Consider the following 25,153-nt stretch of genomic DNA (forward strand, 5'->3'; position numbering starts at 1 on the left):
CGCTCGCATCGAAACGCTGTTCCCCTGTTCGTCCCTCGTGAAGGAGCAAGGTATGGAGCGTTCGTCTTCGGCATCGGTCGTCACGCTTGCTGACGACCGTGCCCTGCATTCCGCAGGCACCAGTCCACAGGTGCAAACGACCATCTCGCAGCAGTTCCTGGCGCTCAGCATGATCGGCTTGGGCGTGCTGGGCTTCATCTACGGCGACGTGGCCCTGGTGTGGCAGCACTTGCCCATTGAGCACATGCCGGGCGCGAAGGCGGTGGCTTATGCGTTCGCCGCGATTGAACTGGTCGCCGGCATCGGCCTGCTGCTGCGGCACTGGGCGAAAGCAGCATCGGCCCTGCTGGCCGCGTTCATGTTGATATGGGCGGTGTTGCTGAAGCTGCCGGCGGTGATCGTGGTGCCGTCGATGGAAGCGACGTGGCTGGGCCTGGGCGAGATCACCGTGATCCTTGCCGGCGCGTGGGTGCTGTTCGCCTCGCACATGGGCGAGCGGAACGGCTGGCTGCGCCACCTCACGGGACAGCGCGGCATTCGCGCGGCGCGCGTGCTGTTCGCGCTGTCGCTACCGACGATCGGCCTGTCCCACTTCATCTACAGCAAGCAGACGGTGGAACTGGTGCCGGCGTGGCTGCCTTATCCCATCGGCTGGGCGTACCTCACCGGCGCGTGCAGCATCGCCGCCTGCCTGGCGGTGCTGTTCGGCGTGCTGCCGCGGCTGGCCGCGCGCCTGGAAGCGGCGATGTTGTGGATCATCACCTTGCTGGTGTGGTTGCCGGTGCTGATCGCCACGCACGGCGACCGCATGCCATGGACGGCGCTGGTGATCTCCGCCGCCATCGCCTGCGGTGCGTGGGTGGTGGCCGATTCGTACCGGCCGGCGCCCTCGTTGCGCGAGTGATGCTTTAGGTGGGCCGCTCTTCGTAGCCGTGCACGGCATCGAGTACGCGCGCGGAATACACCAGGGCCGCGCCGGCATTCATGGCCACGGCAACGCCGAGTGCTTCGGCGATTTCCGCATGCGACGCGCCCTGCTTCAGCGCCTCGGCGGTGTGCACGGTGATGCAACCGTCGCAGCGCGTGGTTACCGCCACGGCCAGCGAGATCAGCTCGCGCGTCTTGGCGTCCAGATGGCCGTTCTTGCTGTTGGCGTTGGACAGGGTCTGGTAGCCCGCGACGGTGTCGGGGCTCAGCTTGGCGATCTCGCCGATGCGGCCAAGCAGCTCTTTGCGATAGTCGGGCCAGTTCAGCATGGGGCTCTCCTCGGTGTGGATCGCACCCTCCCCTGCCAAAGGCACGATAGCGGCGATGCTGCGCCTCCCGGCGTCCCGCGTGAATACCCCGATGGTTGAATGCCGAACGGCCAGTCAGGCCTTGATGGCGGGCGCACGCGCCAGCGCCCACACATCCACGCGCTGCACGCCCGCCCGCCGCAGCACGCGGGCGCACTCGGCCAAGGTGGCGCCGGTGGTCATGACGTCATCGAGCAGGGCGACGTGGTCGGGCCAGGCGACGTGCTCGCGCGCGACGAACGAGCCGCGCACATTCCTGCGCCGCTGCAGGGCGCCCAGCTCGGTCTGGGCGGCGGTGGGACGCTGTCGGATCAGCACATCGCGGCGCAGCGTGACGCCTAGACGCTTCGCCAGCGGCCGCGCCAGTTCCAGCGCCTGGTTGTAGCCGCGCTGGCGCAGGCGGTCCACGTGCAGCGGCACGGGCACGAGCCAGGCGGGCAACGCGTCCGGCGCGGGTTCGCGCAGCCATAGCGTGGAGAGCGCGCGGCCGCAGGCGAGATTCGCGCTGAACTTGAAGCGCGATTCCAGCCGATCCAGCGGCCACGCATAGCGGAACGGCACCCAGGCCGCACCCAGGGCGGTGCGCGGCGCTGGCATTGGCCGCAGAGGGCGGCGGGTTCCGGCAACGGCAGGGCGCAACGGGCGCAGCAGATGCGGTTGCGCGGCAGTTCGCCGGCGCAGTCGCGGCAGAGATCCAGCCCATCGTCGCCGGCCGCGCCGCACAGCAGGCATCGGCAGGGAAGCACGAAATTCCGCAGCGCCCCAACTAGCGGCCGACCGAGGGAAAGCGCGTCCATGCGCGGTATGCCGTCAGGCCTTGGGCTTGAACATGGCCGCGTCGAGGATCGACCACAGGTGGATGATCCAGCCCAGCCACACGATCCACAGGATCGCCGCCAGCACGAACATCACCAGGGCGATCCAGAAACGGCCCTGCACCAGCTGCCCCAGGCCGGGGATGAAGAAACTGCAGATGGCTGCGAGCACATTGCCCGCGCTGCCCTGTCCCGCGCTCATGCCGACCACTCCCACTGGATGAATGAGCCGATGGTAGCGGCAGCCATACGTCCGCGCATCGTCAACCAAAATTGGTCAACCAAAGTTGACAAGCCGGACCCCGCTGTCACACTGTCGCGCATTCCCCATCCCCAGAGCTGTCGCCATGGCCCACCCGATCCGCCACGACTGGACGCGCGAGGAAGTCGCCGCGCTGTTCGCGCTGCCGTTCAACGAGCTGCTGCATCGCGCGCACTCCGTGCACCGCGAACACCACGACCCGAATGCGGTGCAGGTGTCCACCCTGCTCTCCATCAAGACCGGCGGCTGCCCGGAAGACTGCGCGTATTGCCCGCAGGCCGCGCGCTACGACACCGGCGTGCAGGCGCAGAAGCTGATGAGCGTGGACGCCGTGGTGGCACGCGCAAAGGCCGCGAAGGACGCCGGCGCCAGCCGCTTCTGCATGGGCGCCGCGTGGCGCAGCCCGAAGGACCGCGACGTGGAGAAGGTGGCCGAAATCGTGCGCGCCGTGAAGGGCCTGGGCCTGGAAACCTGCGCCACCCTGGGCATGCTCAACGGTGCGCAGGCGAAGACGCTGAAGAACGCGGGCCTGGACTACTACAACCACAACCTGGACACCGCGCCGGAGTTCTACGGCGAGATCATCCACACGCGCCAGTACCAGGATCGCCTGGACACGCTGGAACACGTGCGCGAGGCGGGCCTGAAGACCTGTTGCGGTGGCATCGTGGGCATGGGCGAGACGCGCGACCAGCGCGCCGGCCTGCTGCAGACCCTGGCCAACCTGCCGGAGCACCCCGAGTCGGTGCCGATCAACCAGCTGGTGCAGGTGGAAGGCACGCCGCTCAACGGCACCGAAGCGATCGACCCGTTCGACTTCGTGCGCACCATTGCCGTGGCGCGCATCCTGATGCCGGCCTCGATGGTGCGCCTGTCCGCCGGCCGCCAGCAGATGGACGACGCCGTGCAAGCGCTGTGCTTCTTCGCCGGCGCCAACTCCATCTTCTACGGCGAGAAGCTGCTCACCACCGGCAACCCGGACGTGGAACATGACCGCCAGCTGTTCAAGCGCCTGAACCTGCATGCGCTGGAAGTGGTGGAAGAGAGCGAGACGGTGCATGCGGATATTCTGGAAACGGAAGCGGGTGGCTGCGGGTCCGGTTGTGGTTGTGGTGTTGCGGCATAAGCAACCAGAACTCATGCGCCACCACGATCGTCATTCCCGCGGAAGCGGGAATCCAGTGCCTTTTCAACGGTAGAGCCAAGGCGCTGGATCCCCGCTCTCGCCCCCTTTTGCGGGGTCCACGGGGATGACGCCATGTTGTGACATTTACACGACCCACATGCCCCGGCCCTCACTCACCGAACGACTTGCCCAGCACAGCGCCGAACGCGCGCGTGCTGGACTGCTGCGACGCCTGCACACCATCGAACAAACCGATGGCCCGTGGGTCTGGCGCAACGGGCGCCAGCTGCTCTCCTTCTGCAGCAACGACTACCTCGGCCTTGCGCAGCATCCCGTGCTGGTCGACGCGCTCAAGCGCGCCGCCGACAGCGATGGCGTCGGCAGCGGCTCCGCACATCTGATCTGCGGCCATCGTTCCGTACATGCCGCGCTGGAAGAAGCTCTGGCGGAATGGACGGGACGCGAGCGCGCGCTGCTGTTCTCCACCGGCTACATGGCCAACCTCGGCGTGATGCAGGCGCTGCTGCAACGCGATGACGTGTGCGTGCAGGACAAGCTCAACCACGCCTGCCTGATCGATGGCGCGCAGTTGGCCGGCGCGGAACTGAAGCGCTATCCGCATGCCGACGTCGATGCCGCCGCGCGCCAGCTGTCCGCGCGCCCGGAAGCCGGCGCGCTGCTCGCCACCGATGGCGTGTTCAGCATGGACGGCGACGTTGCGCCACTGCGCGAACTGGCAGCGTTGTGTCAGCGCGAGAGCGCGAGCTTGATGGTGGACGATGCGCACGGCCTGGGCGTGTTCGGCGTGCGGGGCGAAGGCAGCGTCGCCGATGCCGGGCTTTCGGCACACGACGTGCCCGTGCTGATGGCGACGCTGGGCAAGGCGCTGGGCTGCAGCGGCGCGTTTGTCGCCGGCTCCGCCGAACTGATCGACGGATTGGTGCAGTCGGCGCGCACGTATATCTATACGACCGCCATGCCTCCCGCGCTCGCCGCCGCGACACTGGCCGCCGTGCGCCTGGCGCAGTCCGACGGCTGGCGGCGCGAGAAACTCCGTGCGCTGATCGCCCGCTTCCGCGCGGGCGCAGCCCAGCTCGGCCTGCCGCTGATGCCTTCGCCCACCGCCATCCAGCCGCTGCTGCTGGGCGACGCCACGGCGGCGCTGGTGGCCTCCGAAGCCTTGGAACGCGAGGGTTTCCTGGTTACTGCGATCCGTCCGCCCACGGTGCCGCAGGGCAAGGCCCGGCTGCGCATCACGCTGTCGGCAGCCCACGAGGAAGGCGACGTGGACCGACTGCTGGAGTCCCTGTCCCGGGTCCCGATGGGCCGCCCCGTATAATGGCCGCCTTGCCGTCGTTCCTCCCCGCCATGTCGATCATCAACCTCTCCGCGTACCGCTTCGTCAGCCTGGACGACTTGCCGGCCCTGCGCGAACGCATCCTCGAACGCTGCGAAGCGCTGGCGCTGAAAGGCACCATCCTGCTCGCGCCCGAGGGCATCAACCTGTTTCTCGCCGGCCCGCGCGAACCCATCGATGCCTTCATGGACTGGCTGCGCACCGACGCGCGCTTCGCCGGGCTGGAGCCGAAGGAATCGATCTCCGACACGGTGCCGTTCGGCCGCATGCGCGTGCGACTGAAGAAGGAGATCATCACCATGCGCATGCCCACCATCCGCCCCGAAGGCGGCCGCGCGCCCTCCGTCGCGCCCGTGACGCTGCAGCGCTGGCTCGCGCAGGGACACGACGACGATGGCCGCGAAGTAGTGCTGCTCGATACGCGCAACGACTACGAAACCGATGTCGGCCTGTTCGAGAACGCGGTGGACTACCGCATCGCCAGCTTCACCGAATTCCCCGCCGCCCTCGCCGCCGACCGCGCACGCTTCGAGAACAAGACGGTGGTGTCGTACTGCACCGGCGGCATCCGCTGCGAAAAGGCCACGCTGCATATGCAGGACATCGGCATCGAGCACGTGTATCAGTTGGAAGGCGGCATCCTGAAGTATTTCGAGGAAACCGACGGCGCGCACTGGAACGGCGGTTGCTTCGTGTTCGACGGGCGCGGTGCGGTGGACAAGGAGCTCGCGCCCGCCGCACTGCTCCCTCTCCCCGCCGGGGAGAGGGCTGGGGTGAGGGGTCAATCTAGCGAACAGCTCGCACGGAAAGACGCTTCCGCAAGCACCCACCACTCACCCCAACCCTCTCCCCAACGGGGAGAGGGAGCACACAGCGCATGAACCTCCACATCGAAACCCACGGCCACGGCGAGATCCCCGTGGTGATCCTCCACGGCTGGGCCATGCATGGCGGCATGATGGAGCCCTTGTGCGAGGTGCTGGCTGATCGCTGCACCATGCACGTGGTCGATCTGCCGGGCCACGGCTATTCGCGCGACAGCAGCTTGCCGCTGGAACCCTCCGCCTGCGTGCAGGCGATTGCGGAGCGCACGCCGCCGGGCATCTGGATCGGCTGGTCGCTGGGCGGCCTGATCGCCATGACAGCCGCCATCGAACATCCGCAGCATGCGCGCGCGCTGGGCGTGATCGACGGCACGCCGAAATTCTCGCGTGGCGAGGACTGGCCGCACGGCAGCGATCCCAAGCTGGTGCGCCAGCTCGCCACCGACCTGGAAACCGACTACCACGGCACGCTGGAACGCTTCATCGCCCTGGAGGCGATGGGCAGCCGCGACCCGATGGCGGAAGTGCGCCACCTGCGCGCGTTGATCTTCCAGCGCGGCGAACCCAACCTGCGCGTGCTGCAGGAAGGTATCCGCATTCTCGAAGCCACCGACCGCCGCGCGGACCTCGCCGGCCTCGCCGTACCGAGCGCATGGATCGTGGGCCATCGCGACCGCATCGTGCCACCGCCCGCCATGGCGTGGTCGGCCGCGCAGGCGCACGGCACGTACACGGAAATCGCGCATGCCGGGCATGCGCCGTTCTTCGGCTATGCCGGCGACGTCGCGAACGCGCTGACGCCGCTGCTGGACAGCTTTTCATGACCGACTCGCATTTCGACCGCCAGCAGGTGCGCCGCAATTTCGGCCGCGCGGCGGACACCTACGAACAGCACGACGCCCTGCAGCGCGAAGTGCAGACGCTGCTGCTGGATCGCCTGGGCTTCTATCTGGAAGCACCCGAGCGCGTGATCGACGTCGGCGCGGGCACGGGCCGCGGTACGGCGCTGCTGCGCAAGCGCTATCCGAAGGCGCAGGTGATCGCGATGGACCTGGCGCTGCCGATGCTGCGCACAGCGAAGAAAAACAACAGCTGGCTGAAGCCGTTCCAGCGCGTGTGCGCGGAAGCCACGGCGTTGCCATTGCCCGACCACAGCGTGGACGTGCTGCATTCCAACCTGTGCTTCCAATGGATCGACGACCTGCCCGCACTGTTCGGCGAATGCGTGCGCGTGCTCAAGCCCGGCGGCCTGCTGGTGTTCTCCACCTTCGGCCCCGATACCTTGAAGGAACTGCGCGCCGCCTGGGCGGAGGCCGACCAGCAGCCGCACGTCAGCCGCTTCCTGGACATGCACGACCTGGGCGACGCGATGATCAACGCGGGCCTGCGCGATCCCGTACTCGATGTGGACCGCTACACCCTCACCTACAGCGAGCCGCGCCTGCTGCTCAAGGAACTGCAGGGCCTGGGCGCCACCAACGCCGACCGCGAGCGCGAGCGGCACCTGCTCGGCAAGAAACACTATCAGCGCATGCTGGCCGCGTACGAAACGATGCGCGTGGACGGCCGCATCCCCGCGACCTGGGAAGTGGTCACCGCGCACGCATGGGGACCGCCGCCGGGACAATCGCGCCGCATGGCGGGCGGCGGTGAGATGGCGAGCTTCTCCATCGATAGCCTGCGTGGTTCGCGGCGACGATAGAGCGAGAAGTGAGTGAAGAGGAGTGAGAAGTGAGAGAAGAGCAACACGCCACCACTCTCACTTCTCACTCCTCTTTACTCACTCCTGCCCTTAAACCTGTTTGTAGCGGAAACAACTCACGGTGTGATCGTTCACCATCCCCGTGGCCTGCATGAAGGCATAGCAGATGGTAGTGCCGACGAAGCGGAAGCCGCGCTTCTTCAGATCCTTGCTCATGCGGTCGGATACCGGCGTGCTGGCAGGCACGTCGCCTTGTCCCGTCCAGCGGTTGCGGATCGGCTTGCCATCGACGAACGACCACAGGTAGCGGTCGAGGCTGCCGAGTTCGTCGATCACCTTGAGCGACGCGATGGCGTTGTCGCGCGTGGCGTAGACCTTCAGGCGGTTGCGCACGATGCCCGGATCGAGCAGGGCTTTTTCCAGCTCGCGGTCTTTCATCGCGGCGACGCGGGCGATGTCGAAGCCATGGAATACGCGCCGGTAGTGGTCGCGCTTGAGCAGGATGGTGCGCCATGACAGGCCCGCCTGCGCGCCTTCCAGGCACAGGAACTCGAACAGCATCCGGTCGTCATGCAGCGGCGAGCCCCACTCGGTGTCGTGGTAGTCGTGCATGTCCTCGCTGTTGCCCCAGGGGCAGCGCTGTCTTGTCTTTGTCGCCATGCGTCACTCCGCGGCTTCGTCGCCGCGCTCCTTGCGAAAACCGATCACCGCGCCCGCCGCTGCCGCGACCACCGCAAAGCCATGCCAGGGCGACAAGGTCGCATGCAGCCAGGCCATGCCCACCAGCAGGGCGATGGTGGCCACGGCGAACGTCCAGCCATGCTCGGGCTTGCGGAACAACAGCACCAGGCTGGCGATCAGCAAGAGCAGCGTGCCCAGCACGGTGGGAACCACTCGCAGCACGGCCACCTCGCCGGTCGGCACCATCGCCAGCAGCGTCGACAAGGGAAACAGCATGCCGACCACGGCCAGCAGCCCGATGACAGCGACCAGGACGTTCCTTGTGCGCGTTCCGCTCATGCGATTCCCCTGTAAGCTCGCGGGAGAACAGCGACGCTATCCCAGCCCCGCGCGCCGGACAAGGGCAAGGCGTCAAACCCTCGGGCCGAATTGAACGCCATGACTTCCACGCCATCCTCACGCGGCGCCGTGCTGGCCCTGCTCGCGACCATCGTCATCTGGGCTTACAGCTGGGTGGTGATGAAGCAGGTGCTGCAGCATGCCGGCCCGTTCGACTTCGCCGCGATCCGCTATGTGCTCGGCGCGCTCGTGCTGTTCGGCGCGCTGCTGGCGACGCGGCAATCGCTGCGCCCGCCACCGCTGTTGTCCACGGTGCTGATCGGCCTGTGCCAGACCACCGCGTTCCAGGGCCTGGGGCAATGGGCACTCGTCAGCGGCGGCGCGGGACACGTCGCCCTGCTCGCCTACACCATGCCGTTCTGGGCCGTGCTGCTGGCGTGGATGATGCTGGACGAGGGCCTGACCTCGCGGCGCTGGCTCGGCCTTGGGCTGGCCGCCATCGGCCTGACCTGCATCATCGAACCCTGGCACGGGCTGGGAAACACCCAGAGCACCTTGCTCGCCATCGGCGCCGGCCTCGCCTGGGCGATGGGCACGGTGTTGAGCAAGCGCGTGTTCCAGCGCCATGCGCCATCCCCGCTGTCACTCACCGCATGGCAGATGCTGTTCGGGGCGCTGGGCCTGGTGCTGGTGGCGCTGTGCGTGCCGCAACGGCCCATCGAGTGGACCTGGGGCTTCATCGGCGGCCTGGTCTACAGCGTGGTGATCGCCTCCAGCCTCGCCTGGGGCCTGTGGCTGTTGGTGCTGCATCGACTGCCCACCGCCATCGCCAGCGTCGCCAGCCTCGGCGTGCCCATCGTCAGCGTGCTGCTGGCGTGGGCGATCCTGCACGAGCAGCCCACGGCCATGGAATTCGTCGGCATCGCCTTCATCCTGGCGGGCCTGATCGCCGTGAGCGGCATCGGCCTACGCGGCGTTCGCGCCGCGGGGCGCTAAAATGTCGGGTTCACATCCCGCAGGAGACACCCTCATGAACGTCAAGGACAGCAACGGCGCCGTGCTCGCGGACGGCGATTCGGTACAGGTCATCAAGGACCTGAAGGTGAAGGGCTCGTCGCAGACGCTCAAGCGCGGCACGGTGTTCAAGTCCATCCGCGTGGATGAGGACAATCCGGAGGAAATCGAGTGCCGGGATGGACGCTCGACGCTGGTGTTGAAGACGTGTTTCATCAAGAAGGTTTGATGGCGGCGCAGGAGCCGATATCGCCTCACCGCTCCATGCTTTAGCCGTCATCCCGGCGCAGGCCGGGATGACGGTTCTTTTGAGGCGGTGAGGCAAGCGTGCCCGCTCACCTCACCACGGCAACGCCTCGATATCCACGTTGCCGCCACTAAGAATCAGCCCCACGCGCTGGCCCTTGAAGCGCTCCGGCCGTTTCAGCACCGCCGCCAGCACCGTGGCGCTTGAGGTCTCCACCACGATCTTCAGCTCGTTCCACACGAGCTTCATCGCAGCGATCACCTCCGCGTCGCTCACCGTGGTCACCTCGACGCGATGCATGCGCAAGGCATCGAAGTTCGTCTCGCCGATCAGCGTGCGCAGGCCGTCGCAGATGGTGTCCGGCACGAACGGCCCCACCCGCGCACCGACCGCCAGCGAGCGCGCGGCATCGTCGGCGCCCATGGGTTCGGCGCCGTGGATCTGCACGGTGGGCGCCACGCCGTGGGCCGCGATGCAGGTGCCGGCGATCAGGCCGCCGCCGCCGATCGGCGTCACCACGATATCCACGCCGCCGGTCTGTTCGAGCAGTTCCAGCACCGCCGTGCCCTGCCCCGCCATCACGCGGGTGTCGGAGAACGGATGCACCAGTTCGGCGCCCGTCGTGCGCTGCACTTCGTCGGCCTTGGCTTCACGCGCCGCCTGCGTGGCTTCGCAGCGATGCAGGATGGCGCCCGCGCGTTCGATGGCCTGCAACTTGGTGCGTACGGCGCCTTCGGGCACGACCACGTGCGCGGGGATGCCACGCGTGGCCGCCGCCATTGCCAGCGCGTTGCCGTGGTTGCCGGAGGAATGGGTGACCACGCCGCGCGCGGCCTGTTCATCGTCCATGGACCACACGGCGTTGCAGGCGCCGCGGAACTTGAACGCGCCGCCACGCTGCAGGTTCTCGCACTTGAAGTGGAGATCCGCGCCGGTCAGCGCATTCAGCACGGCGCTGCGCAGCACCGGCGTCACCACGGCGTAGGGCGCGATGCGCGCGGTGGCCTCCTGCACCTGCGCAAACGTCGGCAGGGCGGCACGATTCACGGAGGCGCTCATGGACCTTCGATCTCCACGCCACAGGCAAAACGGCGCTCGGCGCCGGGTTCGAGGCGGATGGCATCCGCGCAATCGGGACGATTGAAGGCATCCGCCCAGCTTTCCATCGGCTCCAGCGCCACCGAGCGTCGTATGTCGCGCGTCACCGTGTCGGCGGTGAAGGCGAGCATGACGCCGGAGGGCTGCCATACGGCGATGGCGAGGCCGCTTTCCGGATCGCGCAGGCGCGTGCGCGCACGGCCGTCCACATCGCAGCGCAGGTCGGCAAAGGCATGGTTGAGTTCACGCTCGCCAATTTTCTGCAGCTGGCGGAAGTCGAGTTCGGGGCGTCCGGACAGCGGTGCGAGCGCGCCCTCACCCGCAATGGGAATGAAATCCTCGCCGGTGCGCACCACGCTGTCGGCGGGAATCTGCAGCTCCCAGCCTTCGATGGGCTGGTCCGACAGCTTGAAGTAGGGATGCCAGCCGAAGAAGCACGGCGCGGCGTGCTCGCCCACGTTGCGCATCACCGCCTCGACGGTCAGGCCCGCGGCGTCGAGCGTGTAATTCACCGTCAGGTCGATGGCGAATGGGTAGCCGGGATGCGCGCCGGGCCGGATCGCCTGCGTGGCGAAACTGGCCCGTGCGCCCTGCGCGTCCGCTTCCAGCGCGGCAACCTGGAAATCGACGCCACGCACGAAGCCATGCCGCGCCGCGCGCGAATCGCCGGTGACGCCGGGCTGCAGATCGTACGGTTCGCCGTCGAACACGTAGCGCGCGTCGGCGATGCGGTTGGCGAACGGCACCATGATCGCGAAGCGGGAACTGGGCCGGGTATCGAGCTCGCCCGCGTCGCGGTAGCCGTCGGCGATGTTCCACGCCCCGTGCAGCGAGGGCACCTCGAAGCTCAGCAAGGTCGCGCCGCGGCGCGCGATGCGAACGCGGCGCCCCCTGGCGGCATCGCTCAGCACCACGATGCCGTGGTCGCCGACCTGTCCGCGTTCCGCAAGATACTCCGCCATGCGCTTGTCCTTGTCCTGCCGGGAAAGAACCGCATGTTAGCCTGAGTCTTCTTTTGCTTCCGCAGTTCTGGCCCGCCCCATGACCCAACGCAACGACACGTCCTCTCCCCTGATCCGGCTCAGCGACTACCGCGCGCCCGCCTGGCGCGTGGCCCAGGTGGATCTGGCCTTCGATCTGGGCATCGACAGCAGCGAGGTCACCGCGCGGCTGCAGCTGCAGCGCGATCCCGCGCAGCAGGCGCCGCTGCGGCTGGATGGCGAAGGCCTGGAGCTGCTCTCGATCGCGCTGGACGGCCAGCCGCTTCCCGCCACCGCGTGGCGTTATGCGGATCAGGTGCTGGAAGTGGATGGCGCGCGCGACGGCAGCGTGCTGGAAACGCGTGTGCGCGTGCGTCCGGCCGCCAATACCGCGCTGGAGGGCCTGTACCTGTCCGGTTCGCGCGAGGCGGGCTTTCTGCTGACGCAGTGCGAGGCGGAGGGCTTCCGCCACATCACCTTCTTTCCGGATCGACCGGACGTGCTCGCCAGCTACACGGTGACGCTGCGCGCCGACCGCGAGCGGTTCCCGGTGCTGCTGGCCGGCGGCAATCCCGATGGCAGCGGCGAGCTGGATGGCGGCCGCCACTGGGCTCGCTTTGTCGACCCGCATCCCAAGCCGAGTTACCTGTTCGCACTGGTGGCCGGACGCCTGCAGAAGATCGAGCGCGACTACGTCACCGGCAGCGGGCGCAAGGTGCGGTTGGTGATCTGGGCCGAAGCCGACGCCATCGACCGTTGCGCCTACGCGATGGATGCGCTGGAGCGCTCCATGCGCTGGGACGAGCAGACCTACGGGCGCGAGTACGACCTGGACGTGTTCCACGTGGTCGCCACGCACGATTTCAACATGGGTGCGATGGAGAACAAGGGCCTCAACATCTTCAACGCGAAGTATCTGCTGGCCGATCCCGATTCGAGCACGGACGACGAATACCGTGCCGTGGAAGCGGTGGTGGCGCACGAGTATTTCCACAACTGGAGCGGCAACCGCGTGACCTGCCGCGACTGGTTCCAGTTGTCGCTGAAAGAGGGCCTCACCGTTTTCCGCGAGCAGCAGTTTTCGGCGGACATGAACTCCGCGCCGCTCAAGCGCATCGAAGATGTGGCCCTGCTGCGCCGCGCGCAGTTCCCGGAAGACGCCGGTCCGCTGGCGCATCCGGTGCGGCCCGCGCAGTACAGCGAGATCAACAATTTCTACACCGCCACCGTCTACGAGAAGGGTTCGGAACTGGTGCGCATGGTGGCGGGTCGACTCGGACGCGACGGTTTTCGCCGCGGCATGGACCTGTATTTCTCGCGCTACGACGGCCGCGCGGCCACGCTGGAGGATTTCCTCGGCGCGCTGGGCGAAGCCAACGGCATCGACCTCACGCCGTATCTTGCGTGGTATGCGCAGGCCGGCACGCCGCGCCTGAGCGCGCGCGGTCGCCATGACGCCGCGCAACGCACCTACACGCTCACGCTGTCCCAGCACACCGCGCCCACGCCCAACCAGCCGACCAAGCACGCGCTGCCGATCCCGGTGAAGCTCGCGCTGTTCGATCGCAGCGGCCGCATGCTGCCGCTGAACTTGGCGAATGTGCCCAGCGATGCATCCGGCGAGGCGGAACGCGTGGTGGTGCTGGACCAGGCGGAACAGTCGTTCGTGTTCCACAACGTGGACAGCGCACCGGTGCCGTCGTTGCTGCGTGGGTTTTCCGCGCCGGTGATCCTGGAGTGCAACTATTCGCCCGACGAACTGGCGCTGCTGCTGCGTCATGACGTGGATGGCTTCAACCGCTGGGAAGCCGGCCAGCAGCTGGCCGCGCGCGCGTTCGACAATCTGCGCGACGGCGATACCACCGAGGCGCTGGACGCCTGGTGCCAGGCCCTGGCGGCGCTGTTCGGCGACGCGGCCATCGACGATGCGCTGCTGGCGGATCTGCTCACGCCGCCGGGCGAGATCGAACTGGCCGAGCGCGAGCGCGTGGTGGATCCCTCGCATGTGCATGCGCTGCGCCTGAAACTGCAGGAGCATCTTGCGCTGCGCATCGGGCGCGAAACGTTGCAGCAGCGCTACGACGCGCTGGCGGCGCATACCAACCGTGAACTCGACGCCTCCAGCCAGGCGCGTCGCCGCTTGAAGCGGCGCGTGCTGGACCTGATTGTGAGCATCGACCCGTGGGGCGCGCACACGCTCGCCACCCTGCAATACGACAACGCACCGAGCATGACCGACCGCCTCGCGGCGCTGTCGGTGCTGGTGCGGGGCAACGCGCCGCAGGCGCACGCCGCGCTGCTGCACTTCCGCGAGCGCTATGCCGACAATCCGCTGGCGATGGACAAGTGGTTCTCGGTGCAGACGCAACTGCCGGCGGAGGCCGTGCTTGAGCGCGTGCAGGTGCTGGAACAGGACAGCGCCTTCACGCTCAAGAATCCCAATCGCGTCAACGCACTGCTCGGTGCGTGGGCACGCGGCAACCCGGACGGCTTCCATCGCGCGGATGGCAGCGGCTATCGCCTGCTGGCCGAGCGCTTGAAGCAACTGGATGCGCTCAATCCGCAGGTGGCCGCGCGGCTCGCCACGGCCTTCAACGGCTGGCAACGACTGGAGCCCACCCGCCACGCCGCGGCACGGGCCGCCATCGACGCGCTCGCCGCGCAGCCGGATCTCTCGCGCAATCTCGGCGAGATCGTGCGCAGCATGCAGCACGGCTGAGAACCCATCGATAAAGAGACGCCCGAGTGCGTCCCGTCCTTGGACGGGGCACCCGGGCGTAATTCGTTTCAACGAGAGGAAGTACCTTGATGAAGCAGACTTGCTTTACACACGGACATCCGACCCCTCGGACGTCCGCTCACGCCAGCCGTTGCGAGGGCAACGGCTAGACCTCCAGGCGCGCCAGTTCGTCGCGCAGTCGGTCCAGTCGCGAGAGCAGGCGCGGGCGCAAGGCCTGGCGTTCGCTCTCGCTGCGTTCTTCCAGATGATCCATGGCCATCTCGACGCGGCCAAGTTCGATCAGCAGATCGTGGTGCTGGTAAACCGGTTGGAAATCGACGCTGAGTTCCATGACATACGTCCCCCGAAAACCGTTGCCTTGTCTGGCAGGGATATCGAAGCAACGGACGTGCCAGCAACGTGATGGTCATCACATTCATTTTTCGACTGGATCACGGATTGACGCTGTGCGTCACGAGGTGCCAACTCTCGGCACAAACAGGCGTTTTAGTCACTTCACGTTCACGCGTCAGGCGTAACTATCCAACCCACGCAACGCAGCAAATGCTGCCAGCGACCATTTTCGGTTTCTGGCGCCCGGCAACACGGTCATCCTGGATTCCCCCTGTTCCTGAGACCGCCGGGCGCCAGATCTTATACAGGGCGCTTGAAGCCATGCTTCAAGGCTCAGAAAAGGCGAAGGCGCCCCGAGGGGCGCCTTCTTGCTTCCTCTCCCCGGCACGCGATCGAACCCCTGTCGTTCGATCTCGGCGCGCATCGAAGCGCAGCTTCTGCCCGTGGAAAGTGCACGGTAGGTAAAGCAGAAAGCGTGCCAACGGCCGGAGCGCCGTAACGGCGGTACCATTAGCGTCCAGATAGGTCCAAACCTGCGCTTCCGGGGCAGTTTCCTTATGCTTCATCCCACTCATTACGACGTGATCGTGGTCGGCGGCGGCCACGCCGGCACCGAGGCCGCGCTTGCCTCGGCGCGCACGGGCGCGCGCACGCTGCTGCTGAGCCACAACATCGAAACCATCGGCCAGATGAGCTGCAACCCGGCCATTGGCGGCATCGGCAAGGGCCATCTGGTCAAGGAGATCGACGCCCTGGGCGGCGCCATGGCGCACGCGGCCGACCTGGCCGGCATCCAGTGGCGCACCCTCAATGCCTCCAAGGGCCCGGCCGTGCGCGCCACGCGCTGCCAGGCCGACCGCGCGCTGTACAAGGCGGCCATCCGCCGGATGGTGGAAACCCAGCCGAACCTGGAGCTGTTCCAGCAAGCGGTGGACGACCTGATCCTGGAAGGCGGCCGCGTCACCGGCGTGGTGACGCAGATGGGCCTGGCCTTCCGCGCCCGCGCGGTGGTGCTGACCGCCGGCACCTTCCTGGCCGGCAAGATCCACATCGGCCCGGCGCAGTACGCCGGCGGCCGCGCCGGCGACCCGCCCGCCAGCACGCTGGCTCAGAAGCTGCGCGAGCTGCCGGTGGCCGCCGATCGCCTGAAGACCGGCACGCCCCCGCGCATCGACCTGCGCAGCATCGACTTCACCGGCCTGGAAGAGCAGCCGGGCGATGATCCCGCGCCGGTGTTCTCCTACCTGGGTTCGCGCGATGAACACCCGCGCCAGGTCAGCTGCTGGATCACCCACACCAGCGAGCACACGCACGAGCTGATCCGCAATTCGCTGGACCGCTCGCCGCTGTACAGCGGCCAGATCGAGGGCGTGGGCCCGCGCTACTGCCCGTCCATCGAGGACAAGGTGGTGCGCTTCGCGGAGAAGAGCTCGCACCAGATCTTCATCGAGCCGGAAGGGCTGGACACGTTCGAGGTGTATCCCAACGGCATCTCCACCTCGCTGCCGTACGACGTGCAGCTGGCCCTGGTGCATTCGATCAAGGGCTTCGAGCGGGCGCACATCACGCGTCCGGGCTACGCGATCGAGTACGACTACTTCGATCCGCGCGGTCTGCATCCGTGGCTGGAGACCAAGGCCATTCCGGGCCTGTATTTCGCGGGCCAGATCAACGGCACCACCGGCTACGAGGAGGCCGGCGCGCAGGGCCTGATCGCGGGCCTCAACGCCGCGCTGGCCGTGCAGGGCAAGGCGCCGTGGTATCCGCGCCGCGACGAGGCGTACATCGGCGTGCTGATCGACGACCTCACCAGCAACGGCACCATCGAGCCGTACCGCATGTTCACCTCGCGCGCGGAATATCGCCTGCAACTGCGCGAGGACAACGCGGACCTGCGCCTTACCGAAACCGGCCATCGCCTGGGCGTGGTGCCGCAGGCGCGCTACGACGCGCTGCGCGCCAAGCGCGACGCGGTGGAACGCGAGGTGCAGCGGCTCGGCGCCATCTGGGCCGCGCCCGCCAACCCGCTGGGCGCCACCATCGCGCAGGAGCTGGGCATCGCGCTGAGCCGCGAGACCAGCGCGCTCGACCTGCTGCGCCGGCCTGAGGTCGACTACGCGACGCTGACCCGCGTGACCGGCATCGGCCCCGCCGTGGACAACGGCGACGTCGCCGCCCAGGTGGAGGTGCAGACCAAGTACGCCGGTTACCTCGAGCGCCAGCGCGAAGAGATCGAGCGCCAGCGCCGCCACGAGCAGACCGCGATCCCCACCAGCTTCGACTACGACAAGGTGCGTGGGCTTTCCGCCGAGGTGCTGCTGAAGCTCAAGCGCGTGATGCCGGAAACCATCGGCCAGGCCGCGCGCATCAGCGGCGTCACGCCCGCGGCGATCTCGCTGCTGCTGGTGCACCTCAAGCGCCGCGACGCCGCCTGATTCCCTCCCTTCCGTACACCAAGACGCCACGCCCGCATGGCATCATGCGGGCCTGACGTTTCATCGCGGAGTACACCATGGAAGTCTGGATCGGTCGGGACGGCGAACGGCACGGCCCGTACAAGGAAGTCGACGTGCGCCAATGGCTGCGCAGCGGCCAGGTCAGCCCCGATGACCTGGGCTGGTACGAAGGCATGGCCGATTGGGCGCCGCTGTCGACACTGTTCCCCGAGGAGCGCAGCGCCGAACCACCCGCGCTGTCGCCCGCGCCGCCGGTTCCGCCGTACACGAACGCCACGGCTTCCGGCATTTCGCAGGGCGGCGCCGTCGGCGCGGTGGACGACTACGCCGGCTTCTGGAAGCGCGTGGCCGCCTACATCCTCGACGCGCTGGTGCTGTGGATTCCCAACACCGTGCTGAGCAGCATGCTGGGCGCGAACAAGGCCGCCGAGGCGTACCTGCAGGCGAAGCTCGCCGCGGGCGACGATCCGCAACTGGCGCTGCAGGCGCTGGACGCCTATTTCCATGCACTGTGGCCCGCGCTGATCGCACAGACGGTCATCTCGTGGCTGTACTTCGCGTGGTGCGAGAGCTCGGCATGGCAGGGCACCGTGGGCAAGCTCGCACTGGGCATCCGCGTCACCGACATCGATGGCAAGCGCATCGGTTTCGGGCGCGCCACGGGCCGCTATTTCGCCAAGATCCTCAGCGGCTTCACGCTCGGCTTCGGCTTCCTGATGGTGGCGTGGACGCAGCGCAAGCAAGGCCTGCACGACATGCTCGCGCAGACGCTGGTGCTCAACGGCCGCGCCAAGGATGTCGCCGCGACGAATGCACGGCGCCCCGACGACCAGGGCAACGGCTCGTTCAACGCGTGAGGTCGCGCGGAAATTCCAAAGTCTGAAAACGCGCCGCCCCGGTGCAGGGCGGCGCTGACGTTGCGGCAACATGATGTTCACGCACGCGTAGCGCACGCAACGCGCATGAAACATGGCGAGCAGTGCGCGTGGCCATGACATCGATCTGTCCGCAGACATACGTCGTGCATGCGCATGCCGTTATGACCTATGGCGGATGCGATCCGCAGCGCAAGAAGCGCATGCTTGTCGAACAGGGGGCCGCGCACCAGACAAGGTCATGGCCCAATCCCACCCCGATTGCGGCTGGATTTACCAGTGCGACGACATCGTCGTCGAGCCGCGCGCGCATCGTCTCGAACGAGCGGGCACGTCGATTTCCGTGGAGCCCAAGGCTTATGCGGTGCTGGTGGTCCTGCTGCAGCAGGCCGGCGAAGTCGTCGGCAAGGACACCCTGCTCGATGCGGCGTGGGGACATCGGCACGTCACGCCCGGCGTGCTCACGCGCGTGATCTCGCAGTTGCGCCACGCGCTCGGCGACTGCGCCACGCAACCGCGCTACATCGCCACCGTGCACAGCCTGGGTTATCGCTTCATCGGCGACGTGCACCGGATGCCATCCGCCGCGGCGCCGGCGAACGAGCCGATGCCGGAAGTGGCGAGCAACGACGACCTGGCTTCCGCGCCAGAACCGCCGCAGCCGTCCGCACCGCGGCCATCTCCGCAAAAACACTGGTTGGCGGCTGCCATCACGCTGGCGGTGATCGTCGCCGTGCTCGCGGCCATGCACCTGTGGCGCGCGCCCAATGGCCACTCCTCCGAGTCGCCGATCACGCCGCGGCCCGCGCTCGCGGTGATGCCGGTGGCGCATGAGCCGGAGATGCGTCCGCTTCATCCGCGCCACGTTCCGCGCTACCGCCGTGTTGCCACGGAGTATCCCGGCGATCGCGACGGCACGCCCGGCGAACTGCATGCCGCCGGCTACCTGGCGCTGCGCCCTGAACAGGCTCCCGCGGCGCGCCAGTAGGCGCGGGCGCCGACTTGCTATGATCGACGGCCCGACGGCTCATCCGCGAGCCATCGGCGCCTTGTCGAACGCTCAGGAATCGTTTCAGCCTCATGCTCAGCATCGAACAACGTATTGCCCAGGACATCGCCGCCAAGCCCGACCAGGTCCACGCCGCGGTGGAATTGCTCGACGGCGGCGCCACCGTGCCGTTCATCGCGCGCTACCGCAAGGAAGCCACCGGCGGTCTCGACGACACGCAGTTGCGCCTGCTGGAAGAGCGCCTGCGCTATCTGCGCGAGCTGGAAGAACGCCGCGGCGCGATCCTCGCCAGCGTCGAGGAACAGGGCAAGCTCACCGATGCGTTGAAGAACGACATTCTTTCCGCCGACACCAAGGCGCGCCTGGAAGACCTGTACCTGCCGTACAAGCCCAAGCGCCGCACCAAGGCGCAGATCGCGCGCGAGGCCGGCCTGGAGCCGCTGGCCACGGGCCTGCGCGAGGATCCCACGCAGTCGCCCGAGGCGCTGGCCGCGTCGTTCGTCGATGCCGACAAGGGCGTGCCCGACGTGCGCGCCGCGCTCGATGGCGCGCGCGCGATCCTGATGGAGAGCATCGCCGAAGACGCCGGCCTGCTCGGCGAACTGCGCGACTGGCTATGGGACAAGGGCCAGATCCGCGCGAAAGTGGTCGAGGGCAAGGAAAACGAAGGCGCGAAGTTCCGCGACTACTTCGATCACATGGAACCGATCGGCAAGATTCCCTCGCACCGCCTGCTCGCGCTCATGCGCGCGCGCAACGAAGGCATCATCGAGCTGGAACTCGCGCCCGCGCTGGACGCGGAGCAGGGCCACCTCGAAGGCGAAGGCCGCGTGGCCGCGCATGCCGGCATCGTGGATCGCGGCCGCCCGGCCGACGCGTGGCTGCGCGAAACGGTGCGCCTGACCTGGCGCGTGAAGCTGCACCTGCATCTCACGCTGGACTTGTTCGGCCGCGTGCGCGAAGGCGCCGAGGACGAAGCCATCCGCGTGTTCGGCGACAACCTCAAGGACCTCATGCTGGCCGCGCCGGCCGGCGCCAAGAACGTGATGGGCCTGGACCCAGGCATCCGCACCGGCGTGAAGGTGGCCGTGGTCGACGCCACCGGCAAGCTGCTCGCCACCGATACTATCTATCCCCACGAGCCACGCCGGCAGTGGAACGAATCGCTGGCCGCACTGGCGCGGCTGTGCCAGAAGCACAGCGTGGACCTGATCGCGATCGGCAACGGTACGGCCTCGCGCGAAACCGACAAGCTGGCCGGTGAGCTGATCAAGGGCCTGGCCAAGACGCATCCGGAGCACAAGCTCTCGAAGATCGTGGTGAGCGAGGCGGGCGCGTCGGTGTATTCGGCGTCGGAGACGGCGGCCAAGGAATTTCCCGACCTGGACGTGAGCCTGCGCGGCGCGGTGTCCATCGCGCGCCGCCTGCAGGATCCGCTCGCGGAGCTGGTGAAGATCGAACCCAAGGCGATCGGCGTGGGGCAGTACCAGCACGACGTGAACCAAGTGAAGCTCGCGCGCGCGCTCGACGCGAAGGTCGAGGACTGCGTGAACGCCGTCGGCGTGGACGTGAACACTGCTTCCGCCGCCCTGCTCTCGCGCGTCGCCGGCCTTTCCGCCAGCGTGGCGGAGAATGTGGTGAAGCACCGCGATGCCAACGGCCCGTTCGCCAACCGCAAGGCGCTGCTCAAGGTGCCGCGCCTGGGCGACAAGGCGTTCGAGCAGTGCGCGGGCTTCCTGCGCGTGCCCAACGGCGACAATCCGCTGGACATGAGCGCGGTGCACCCGGAAGCGTATCCGGTGGTCGAGCGCATCATCGCCCAGTGTGGCCGCGAGGTGCGTTCCATCATCGGCGACATCACCTTCCTGCGCGGCCTCAAGCCCGAGCAGTTCACCGACGAGACCTTCGGCGTGCCCACGGTGCGCGACATCCTCAAGGAGCTGGAGAAGCCCGGCCGCGACCCGCGCCCGGAATTCGTGGCGCCGAGCTTCGCCGAGGGCGTGGAAGACCTGAAGGACCTGCGCCCCGGCATGGTGCTGGAAGGCCGCGTGACGAACGTGGCGGCGTTCGGTGCGTTCGTGGACATCGGCGTGCACCAGGACGGCCTGGTCCACGTCTCGGCGCTCTCGCACACCTTCGTGAAGGACCCGCGCGACGCGGTGAAGGCCGGCGACATCGTCAAGGTGAAGGTGATGGAGGTCGACCTGCCCCGCCAGCGCATCGGCCTGTCCATGCGCCTGGACGACGAACCGGGCCAGCAGGCGCGCGGCGCCCGCCCGGGCGGCGGCAACGACGCCCGCGGCGGCCAGCGCGACAACCGCGGCCCGCGTCCCGGTGGCGGCGCGCCCAAGCAGGCGCCGGCGCCAGGCAACAGCGCGTTCGCTGATGCCTTCTCGAAGGCGTTGAAGCGCTAGGCGTCTACTCGATCCCTTCGACCTGCACACACTCGTCATTCCGGCGCAGGCCGGAATCCAGTGGCCCCACGGCTCGGTTTTTGCCGAAAGCTCAATGCTTTGATGGCACGCAATAACCGAGCGCTTACGTCACTGGATTCCGGCCTGCGCCGGAATGACGGTGAGGGGAAATGGGCGCCGACGAGAGACCGGGAACGGGCTCTACGGGCCTTCCCATCATGGAGGATTGAGCCCTTCCCTACCTTTGTACCCTCCTTGCCAGTGGCCGCCCCTCTCGCGGTGCGGCGCAGCATGCGCTGACGTATGGGCATGCATTAACGTAACGAGGTGATAACAAAGAACCGCCCGGTCCAAGGAGTGTTACCGACATGCCCCGTACTCGCACTATCGCCGGCGCCATTGCCGCCGCGCTGCTGATCAGCTCCCCGGCCTTCGCCGCCCAGTCCCAGTTCAACAGCGTCGTCGTGTTCGGCGACAGCCTGAGCGATGCCGGCAACATTTCCCTGGCCACCAACCCGGCCATCCAGCCGCCGCTGGAGTTCACCACCAATCCGGGCGCGGTGACCGTGCAGAACGTGGCCAGCCACTATGGCTACATGCTCACCGCCTCGCTGGCGGGCGGCACCGACTACGCCTGGGGTGGCGCCGGCGTGCTGACCAATTCGCCGGGCACGCCCTCGGCCGTGCCGACCATCACCACCCAGGTGAACGCCTACCTCGCGGGCGGTAAGTTCGACAGCAAGTCGCTGTACTCCATCTGGGGCGGCGCCAATGACATCTTCTATGCCGCCACGGCCGCCGGCGCCGGTGCGACCGCGCAGCAGCTGATCCAGCAGAACGTGACCGCCACGATTGCCCAGCTCTCGGCGTCCGGCCTGTACACCCCTGCGCAGATCGCGGCCATGACCCCGGCCATCACCCAGCAGGTGACGGCGCAGGTGACCCAGGCCGTGCTCGCCAAGGCCGGCGTTTCCGGCTTCATGACCGCCGACCAGGCTTCCGCCTCCATCGCCGCCGCCGCCCAGCAGGAAGTGAAGCTGATCGGCCAGATGCAGGCCGCCGGTGCCAAGAACATCCTGGTGTTCAACCTGCCCAACATCGGCCTGACCCCGTCGGCCGCCGAGCAGGGCGCCAGCGCCGCCTCCGCGCTCACCAGCCTGAGCCTGGTGTTCAACGGCGTGCTGAACGCGGGCCTGGGCCAGCTCGGCAAGGGCATCGTGCCGGTCGACACCTACAGCCTGCTCAACGAGGCGATCGCCAACCCGGGCGCCTTCGGCTTCACCAATGTCACCAACGAAGCCTGCGGCGTGGGTTCCAGCTCCGTGCAGTGCGGCCCGCAGGGTTCGGGCCTGCCCTACACCTATGCGGCGGGCGCCAACCAGACCTACCTGTTCGCCGACGGCGTGCACCCGACCACCGCGGCCGACGTGATGCTGGGCCAGTACGTGGTGTCCATCCTCAGCGCGCCGGGCTACGCCTCGCTGCTGGCGGAAGCGCCGCTGGCCTCGATCCAGGCCCAGAACCGCGCCATCCGCAACCAGATGCTGGCCGACGGCCAGGGTAGCGACACCCGCCTGTTCGCCAACGTCGACTACGGCGACCAGCGCTTCGACGCCAGCGCCGGCTCGCCGCGCACCAAGAGCAACAACGTCAACCTGACCCTGGGCGCCGACGTGCGCTTCAGCGACAACTGGTCGGGCGGCGTGGCCTTGAACGTCGGCCAGCACAACGCCGACTACTCCGGCGGCGGCGGCTACAAGCTGCAGGACGTGTCCGGCCTGGGCTACCTGAACTGGCATCAGGGCGGCGCCTACGTCGGCGGCTACGTCGATTTCGGCCAGGACAACTTCTCCGACATCGAGCGCAAGATCCAGCTCGGCGCCCTGCTGCGCACCGAGAACGCCAAGGCGGACGGCAACCATGTCGGCGGCGGCATCACCGGCGGCTACTGGTTCGACATCAACACGCTGCGCACCGGTCCGTTCGCGACGTTCGAATGGCAGACGGTCAAGGTCAACAGCTTCAACGAATCCGGCAGCGACAGCACCGCCATGTGGTTCGGCAGCCAGCAGCGCGATTCGCAGGTGTCCACCCTGGGCTGGCGCCTGGAAGGCCAGTGGCAGGCCGGCAACACCCTGCTCAAGCCCTACGCCGAACTGGCCTGGAACCACGACAGCAAGGCGGACCCGCGCGAAGTCACCGCCGGCCTCAACGGCATGCAGGGCTCGTTCGCCCTGGTCGGCTTCACGCCGGACAAGTCCTGGGGCACCGGCGACATCGGCCTGAGCGCGCAGTTCAACCAGGCACTGAGCGGCTGGCTGGGCTACAGCGGCCGGTTCGGCGACAACAGCCAGAAGTACAACAGCATCAACCTGGGCATGAAGTACGCCTTCTAAGGTCTGAGCTGGTTTGGCAGAAAGCCGTCCGCGCGAGCGGGCGGCTTTTTCTTTGGCCTTGCGGCGATGTGCTTGGTAACGGCACGCCGGTGTTGGCAGGAGTGACGGCTGAAGGATGAAACAGTGGGGCGAACCCCGCCCCTCACCCCAGCCCTCTCCTCGCTCCTCAAAGCCGCAGCCATCCAAGGCTGCTCCCCGCGCACCCGGAGGGGAGAGGGAGCGCAGCCGGACATCCACCGTTTGGACGTCCATACGCCCAAACGCCGGGCAAGAAAAAAGCCGCCCACTTTCGTGGACGGCTTTTTCGTATCCGGATACCGCGAGGGCTTACTTGCCCTTGCCGTTCGTCGCCAGGCCCAGGATGGTCTGCGCCTGCTTCTGCAGGCTGGCCGCTTCGTCGTCGGACAGCGGCGAGCTCTTGCCGCCCTGGTCGTTGGTCTTCAGCACCAGGTTGCCGTCGGCCGTCCACGCGGCGCGCTCGGTCGAGGTCGGCTTGGCGTCCTTGCTGGACTTCTTCTGCTGCACGACCACCCACGGCTTGCCGTCCTTGTAGGCGAAGTCGGTGCTGGTGAAGCCCTTGTCGCCGTAGTCGACTTCTTCGCGGATGAACTTCACTTCACCGGCTTCGCGGAACACCTGCCAGCCGCGCGAGACCTTGTCTTCCAGCTTGGTGCCGGAGCTGATCTTCATGCCGCCGATCTGCTTCTGCACGGCGGTGAAGGCGGCCAGTTCCTTTTCGCCGGCGGTCTGCTCGGCCACGAGCTGGATGTTCACCTGCATCGGTGCGCCCTTGGTCAGCACCTGGGTCTGCAGCGGCGGGGTGTACTTGCGGTCGCCATCGGTCAGCACGGCCTTGAGCACGTACAGGCCATTGGGGTTCACGTCGGCCGGGTTGAACGGCACCTGGAACGAGATCGGCAGGGTGTTGGCCGGCTGGACGGTCTTGGTGGCCAGCGGGGCGGCGTCCGGCGTGGACACGTCGACTAGGGTCAGGTCGAGCTTCGCGGCGGGCGACACGTCGGCGGCATCGCGCAGGGCGACCTGGCCGGTGATCTGGTTGGCCTGGGCCGGCGTCTGGGCGGCATTGCCACCTTCAGCGCCACCTTCGGACGACGGGGAAGAATTGCCGCAGCCGGCGAGAGCCAGGGCGGCGACCGACATCAGCGACCAAACAAGACGGCGCATGGGAA

At 67.6% G+C, this 25,153-nt stretch carries 22 protein-coding genes and 1 pseudogene; 14 read left to right on the top strand and 9 right to left on the bottom strand.

The window, feature by feature from the left end; genetic code table 11:
* Positions 1-52: 52 nt before the first annotated feature.
* Positions 53-904, top strand: a complete 852-nt coding sequence (locus BDW41_RS21250; protein ID WP_110301684.1) for a DoxX family membrane protein — start codon at positions 53-55, stop codon at positions 902-904.
* 4 nt (positions 905-908) lie between these two features.
* Here BDW41_RS21250 and BDW41_RS21255 read toward each other — a convergent pair whose 3' ends face one another.
* The 3 genes and pseudogenes from BDW41_RS21255 to BDW41_RS21265 all read right to left on the bottom strand — a co-directional run bounded on the left by BDW41_RS21255 (position 909) and on the right by BDW41_RS21265 (position 2,312).
* On the bottom strand, positions 909-1,256 hold the full coding sequence (locus BDW41_RS21255; RefSeq protein WP_074548408.1) for a carboxymuconolactone decarboxylase family protein: 348 nt from the start codon (positions 1,254-1,256) through the stop codon (positions 909-911).
* 114 nt (positions 1,257-1,370) lie between these two features.
* A pseudogene (locus BDW41_RS21260) lies at positions 1,371-2,092 on the bottom strand (ComF family protein).
* A gap of 13 nt (positions 2,093-2,105) precedes the next feature.
* Positions 2,106-2,312, bottom strand: coding sequence for a hypothetical protein (locus BDW41_RS21265; protein ID WP_074548406.1), 207 nt, complete (start codon positions 2,310-2,312; stop codon positions 2,106-2,108).
* Between the two features lie 145 nt (positions 2,313-2,457).
* Between BDW41_RS21265 and bioB the strand changes: the two genes are divergently transcribed.
* The 5 genes from bioB to bioC all read left to right on the top strand — a co-directional run bounded on the left by bioB (position 2,458) and on the right by bioC (position 7,381).
* On the top strand, positions 2,458-3,498 hold the full coding sequence (gene bioB / locus BDW41_RS21270) for a biotin synthase BioB (RefSeq protein WP_074548404.1): 1,041 nt from the start codon (positions 2,458-2,460) through the stop codon (positions 3,496-3,498).
* 157 nt (positions 3,499-3,655) lie between these two features.
* On the top strand, positions 3,656-4,837 hold the full coding sequence (gene bioF, locus BDW41_RS21275; RefSeq protein ID WP_074548402.1) for an 8-amino-7-oxononanoate synthase: 1,182 nt from the start codon (positions 3,656-3,658) through the stop codon (positions 4,835-4,837).
* Between the two features lie 29 nt (positions 4,838-4,866).
* Positions 4,867-5,736 (top strand): sulfurtransferase, encoded by an 870-nt coding sequence (locus BDW41_RS21280; RefSeq protein ID WP_074548527.1) that lies wholly within the window; start codon positions 4,867-4,869, stop codon positions 5,734-5,736.
* A complete protein-coding gene (gene bioH, locus BDW41_RS21285; RefSeq protein ID WP_074548400.1) occupies positions 5,733-6,503 on the top strand; it encodes a pimeloyl-ACP methyl ester esterase BioH in 771 nt (256 codons plus the stop codon). Before BDW41_RS21280 ends, bioH begins: the two co-directional genes overlap by 4 nt.
* Complete coding sequence (gene bioC / locus BDW41_RS21290) at positions 6,500-7,381, top strand: malonyl-ACP O-methyltransferase BioC (RefSeq protein WP_074548398.1); 882 nt, start codon at positions 6,500-6,502, stop codon at positions 7,379-7,381. Before bioH ends, bioC begins: the two co-directional genes overlap by 4 nt.
* A 90-nt stretch (positions 7,382-7,471) precedes the next feature.
* On the opposite strand, the gene BDW41_RS21295 is transcribed toward bioC, so the two are convergent.
* Together BDW41_RS21295 and BDW41_RS21300 are read right to left on the bottom strand one after the other, a co-directional pair.
* Positions 7,472-8,041, bottom strand: coding sequence for a DNA-3-methyladenine glycosylase I (locus tag BDW41_RS21295; RefSeq protein WP_074548396.1), 570 nt, complete (start codon positions 8,039-8,041; stop codon positions 7,472-7,474).
* A 3-nt stretch (positions 8,042-8,044) separates the two neighbouring features.
* Entirely contained in the window at positions 8,045-8,401 is a 357-nt protein-coding gene (locus tag BDW41_RS21300; RefSeq protein ID WP_074548394.1) for a hypothetical protein, read from the bottom strand.
* A 99-nt stretch (positions 8,402-8,500) separates the two neighbouring features.
* On the opposite strand from BDW41_RS21300, the gene BDW41_RS21305 reads away from it, so the two are divergent.
* Both BDW41_RS21305 and BDW41_RS21310 read left to right on the top strand, forming a co-directional pair.
* The gene (locus BDW41_RS21305; protein WP_074548392.1) at positions 8,501-9,397 is read left to right on the top strand and encodes a DMT family transporter; all 897 of its coding nucleotides are present in this window, start codon (positions 8,501-8,503) and stop codon (positions 9,395-9,397) included.
* Positions 9,398-9,431: 34 nt separating this feature from the next.
* Positions 9,432-9,644 carry an alkylphosphonate utilization protein gene (locus BDW41_RS21310; RefSeq protein ID WP_074548390.1) on the top strand — a complete coding sequence of 71 codons (213 nt, stop codon included), beginning with the start codon at positions 9,432-9,434 and terminating at the stop codon, positions 9,642-9,644.
* 111 nt (positions 9,645-9,755) lie between these two features.
* On the opposite strand, the gene BDW41_RS21315 is transcribed toward BDW41_RS21310, so the two are convergent.
* On the bottom strand, positions 9,756-10,721 hold the full coding sequence (locus BDW41_RS21315) for a pyridoxal-phosphate dependent enzyme (RefSeq protein WP_074548388.1): 966 nt from the start codon (positions 10,719-10,721) through the stop codon (positions 9,756-9,758).
* Positions 10,718-11,722 (bottom strand): aldose epimerase, encoded by a 1,005-nt coding sequence (locus tag BDW41_RS21320; protein ID WP_074548386.1) that lies wholly within the window; start codon positions 11,720-11,722, stop codon positions 10,718-10,720. Before BDW41_RS21320 ends, BDW41_RS21315 begins: the two co-directional genes overlap by 4 nt.
* Before the next feature lie 79 nt (positions 11,723-11,801).
* On the opposite strand from BDW41_RS21320, the gene pepN reads away from it, so the two are divergent.
* Positions 11,802-14,459, top strand: coding sequence for an aminopeptidase N (gene pepN, locus BDW41_RS21325; RefSeq protein ID WP_074548384.1), 2,658 nt, complete (start codon positions 11,802-11,804; stop codon positions 14,457-14,459).
* A gap of 166 nt (positions 14,460-14,625) precedes the next feature.
* Here pepN and BDW41_RS21330 read toward each other — a convergent pair whose 3' ends face one another.
* Positions 14,626-14,811, bottom strand: coding sequence for a hypothetical protein (locus BDW41_RS21330; protein ID WP_074548382.1), 186 nt, complete (start codon positions 14,809-14,811; stop codon positions 14,626-14,628).
* Between the two features lie 559 nt (positions 14,812-15,370).
* Between BDW41_RS21330 and mnmG the strand changes: the two genes are divergently transcribed.
* The 5 genes from mnmG (at position 15,371) to BDW41_RS21355 (ending at position 23,963) form a co-directional block, all read left to right on the top strand.
* Entirely contained in the window at positions 15,371-17,248 is a 1,878-nt protein-coding gene (gene mnmG, locus BDW41_RS21335) for a tRNA uridine-5-carboxymethylaminomethyl(34) synthesis enzyme MnmG (protein WP_074548380.1), read from the top strand.
* Between the two features lie 77 nt (positions 17,249-17,325).
* Positions 17,326-18,126: an RDD family protein gene (locus BDW41_RS21340; protein ID WP_074548378.1), complete on the top strand. Its 801-nt coding sequence runs from the start codon at positions 17,326-17,328 to the stop codon at positions 18,124-18,126.
* Positions 18,127-18,385: 259 nt separating this feature from the next.
* Positions 18,386-19,132, top strand: a complete 747-nt coding sequence (locus BDW41_RS21345) for a winged helix-turn-helix domain-containing protein (RefSeq protein WP_074548376.1) — start codon at positions 18,386-18,388, stop codon at positions 19,130-19,132.
* A 92-nt stretch (positions 19,133-19,224) separates the two neighbouring features.
* The gene (locus BDW41_RS21350; protein WP_074548374.1) at positions 19,225-21,567 is read left to right on the top strand and encodes a Tex family protein; all 2,343 of its coding nucleotides are present in this window, start codon (positions 19,225-19,227) and stop codon (positions 21,565-21,567) included.
* 368 nt (positions 21,568-21,935) lie between these two features.
* Positions 21,936-23,963, top strand: coding sequence for an autotransporter domain-containing protein (locus tag BDW41_RS21355; RefSeq protein ID WP_074548372.1), 2,028 nt, complete (start codon positions 21,936-21,938; stop codon positions 23,961-23,963).
* 327 nt (positions 23,964-24,290) lie between these two features.
* Here the strand turns inward: BDW41_RS21355 and BDW41_RS21360 are convergent, their stop codons facing one another.
* Complete coding sequence (locus BDW41_RS21360) at positions 24,291-25,148, bottom strand: YbaY family lipoprotein (RefSeq protein WP_074548370.1); 858 nt, start codon at positions 25,146-25,148, stop codon at positions 24,291-24,293.
* Positions 25,149-25,153: the final 5 nt, after the last annotated feature.

The organism is Dyella sp. AtDHG13, assembly GCF_003201105.1.
Classification (GTDB): domain Bacteria; phylum Pseudomonadota; class Gammaproteobacteria; order Xanthomonadales; family Rhodanobacteraceae; genus Dyella; species Dyella jiangningensis_B.

Bases quoted from the DNA above. Each gene is read 5' to 3' on its own strand.
- BDW41_RS21345 (WP_074548376.1), top strand. From the start codon at position 18,386: ATGGCCCAATCCCACCCCGATTGCGGCTGGATTTACCAGTGCGACGAC.
- BDW41_RS21360 (WP_074548370.1), bottom strand. From the start codon at position 25,148: ATGCGCCGTCTTGTTTGGTCGCTGATGTCGGTCGCCGCCCTGGCTCTC.
- bioC (WP_074548398.1), top strand. From the start codon at position 6,500: ATGACCGACTCGCATTTCGACCGCCAGCAGGTGCGCCGCAATTTCGGC.
- BDW41_RS21300 (WP_074548394.1), bottom strand. From the start codon at position 8,401: ATGAGCGGAACGCGCACAAGGAACGTCCTGGTCGCTGTCATCGGGCTG.
- BDW41_RS21330 (WP_074548382.1), bottom strand. From the start codon at position 14,811: ATGGAACTCAGCGTCGATTTCCAACCGGTTTACCAGCACCACGATCTG.
- BDW41_RS21250 (WP_110301684.1), top strand. From the start codon at position 53: ATGGAGCGTTCGTCTTCGGCATCGGTCGTCACGCTTGCTGACGACCGT.
- bioF (WP_074548402.1), top strand. From the start codon at position 3,656: ATGCCCCGGCCCTCACTCACCGAACGACTTGCCCAGCACAGCGCCGAA.
- bioH (WP_074548400.1), top strand. From the start codon at position 5,733: ATGAACCTCCACATCGAAACCCACGGCCACGGCGAGATCCCCGTGGTG.
- bioB (WP_074548404.1), top strand. From the start codon at position 2,458: ATGGCCCACCCGATCCGCCACGACTGGACGCGCGAGGAAGTCGCCGCG.
- BDW41_RS21305 (WP_074548392.1), top strand. From the start codon at position 8,501: ATGACTTCCACGCCATCCTCACGCGGCGCCGTGCTGGCCCTGCTCGCG.
- BDW41_RS21280 (WP_074548527.1), top strand. From the start codon at position 4,867: ATGTCGATCATCAACCTCTCCGCGTACCGCTTCGTCAGCCTGGACGAC.
- BDW41_RS21355 (WP_074548372.1), top strand. From the start codon at position 21,936: ATGCCCCGTACTCGCACTATCGCCGGCGCCATTGCCGCCGCGCTGCTG.
- BDW41_RS21310 (WP_074548390.1), top strand. From the start codon at position 9,432: ATGAACGTCAAGGACAGCAACGGCGCCGTGCTCGCGGACGGCGATTCG.
- BDW41_RS21295 (WP_074548396.1), bottom strand. From the start codon at position 8,041: ATGGCGACAAAGACAAGACAGCGCTGCCCCTGGGGCAACAGCGAGGAC.
- BDW41_RS21350 (WP_074548374.1), top strand. From the start codon at position 19,225: ATGCTCAGCATCGAACAACGTATTGCCCAGGACATCGCCGCCAAGCCC.
- BDW41_RS21340 (WP_074548378.1), top strand. From the start codon at position 17,326: ATGGAAGTCTGGATCGGTCGGGACGGCGAACGGCACGGCCCGTACAAG.
- pepN (WP_074548384.1), top strand. From the start codon at position 11,802: ATGACCCAACGCAACGACACGTCCTCTCCCCTGATCCGGCTCAGCGAC.
- BDW41_RS21265 (WP_074548406.1), bottom strand. From the start codon at position 2,312: ATGAGCGCGGGACAGGGCAGCGCGGGCAATGTGCTCGCAGCCATCTGC.
- BDW41_RS21255 (WP_074548408.1), bottom strand. From the start codon at position 1,256: ATGCTGAACTGGCCCGACTATCGCAAAGAGCTGCTTGGCCGCATCGGC.
- BDW41_RS21315 (WP_074548388.1), bottom strand. From the start codon at position 10,721: ATGAGCGCCTCCGTGAATCGTGCCGCCCTGCCGACGTTTGCGCAGGTG.
- BDW41_RS21320 (WP_074548386.1), bottom strand. From the start codon at position 11,722: ATGGCGGAGTATCTTGCGGAACGCGGACAGGTCGGCGACCACGGCATC.
- mnmG (WP_074548380.1), top strand. From the start codon at position 15,371: ATGCTTCATCCCACTCATTACGACGTGATCGTGGTCGGCGGCGGCCAC.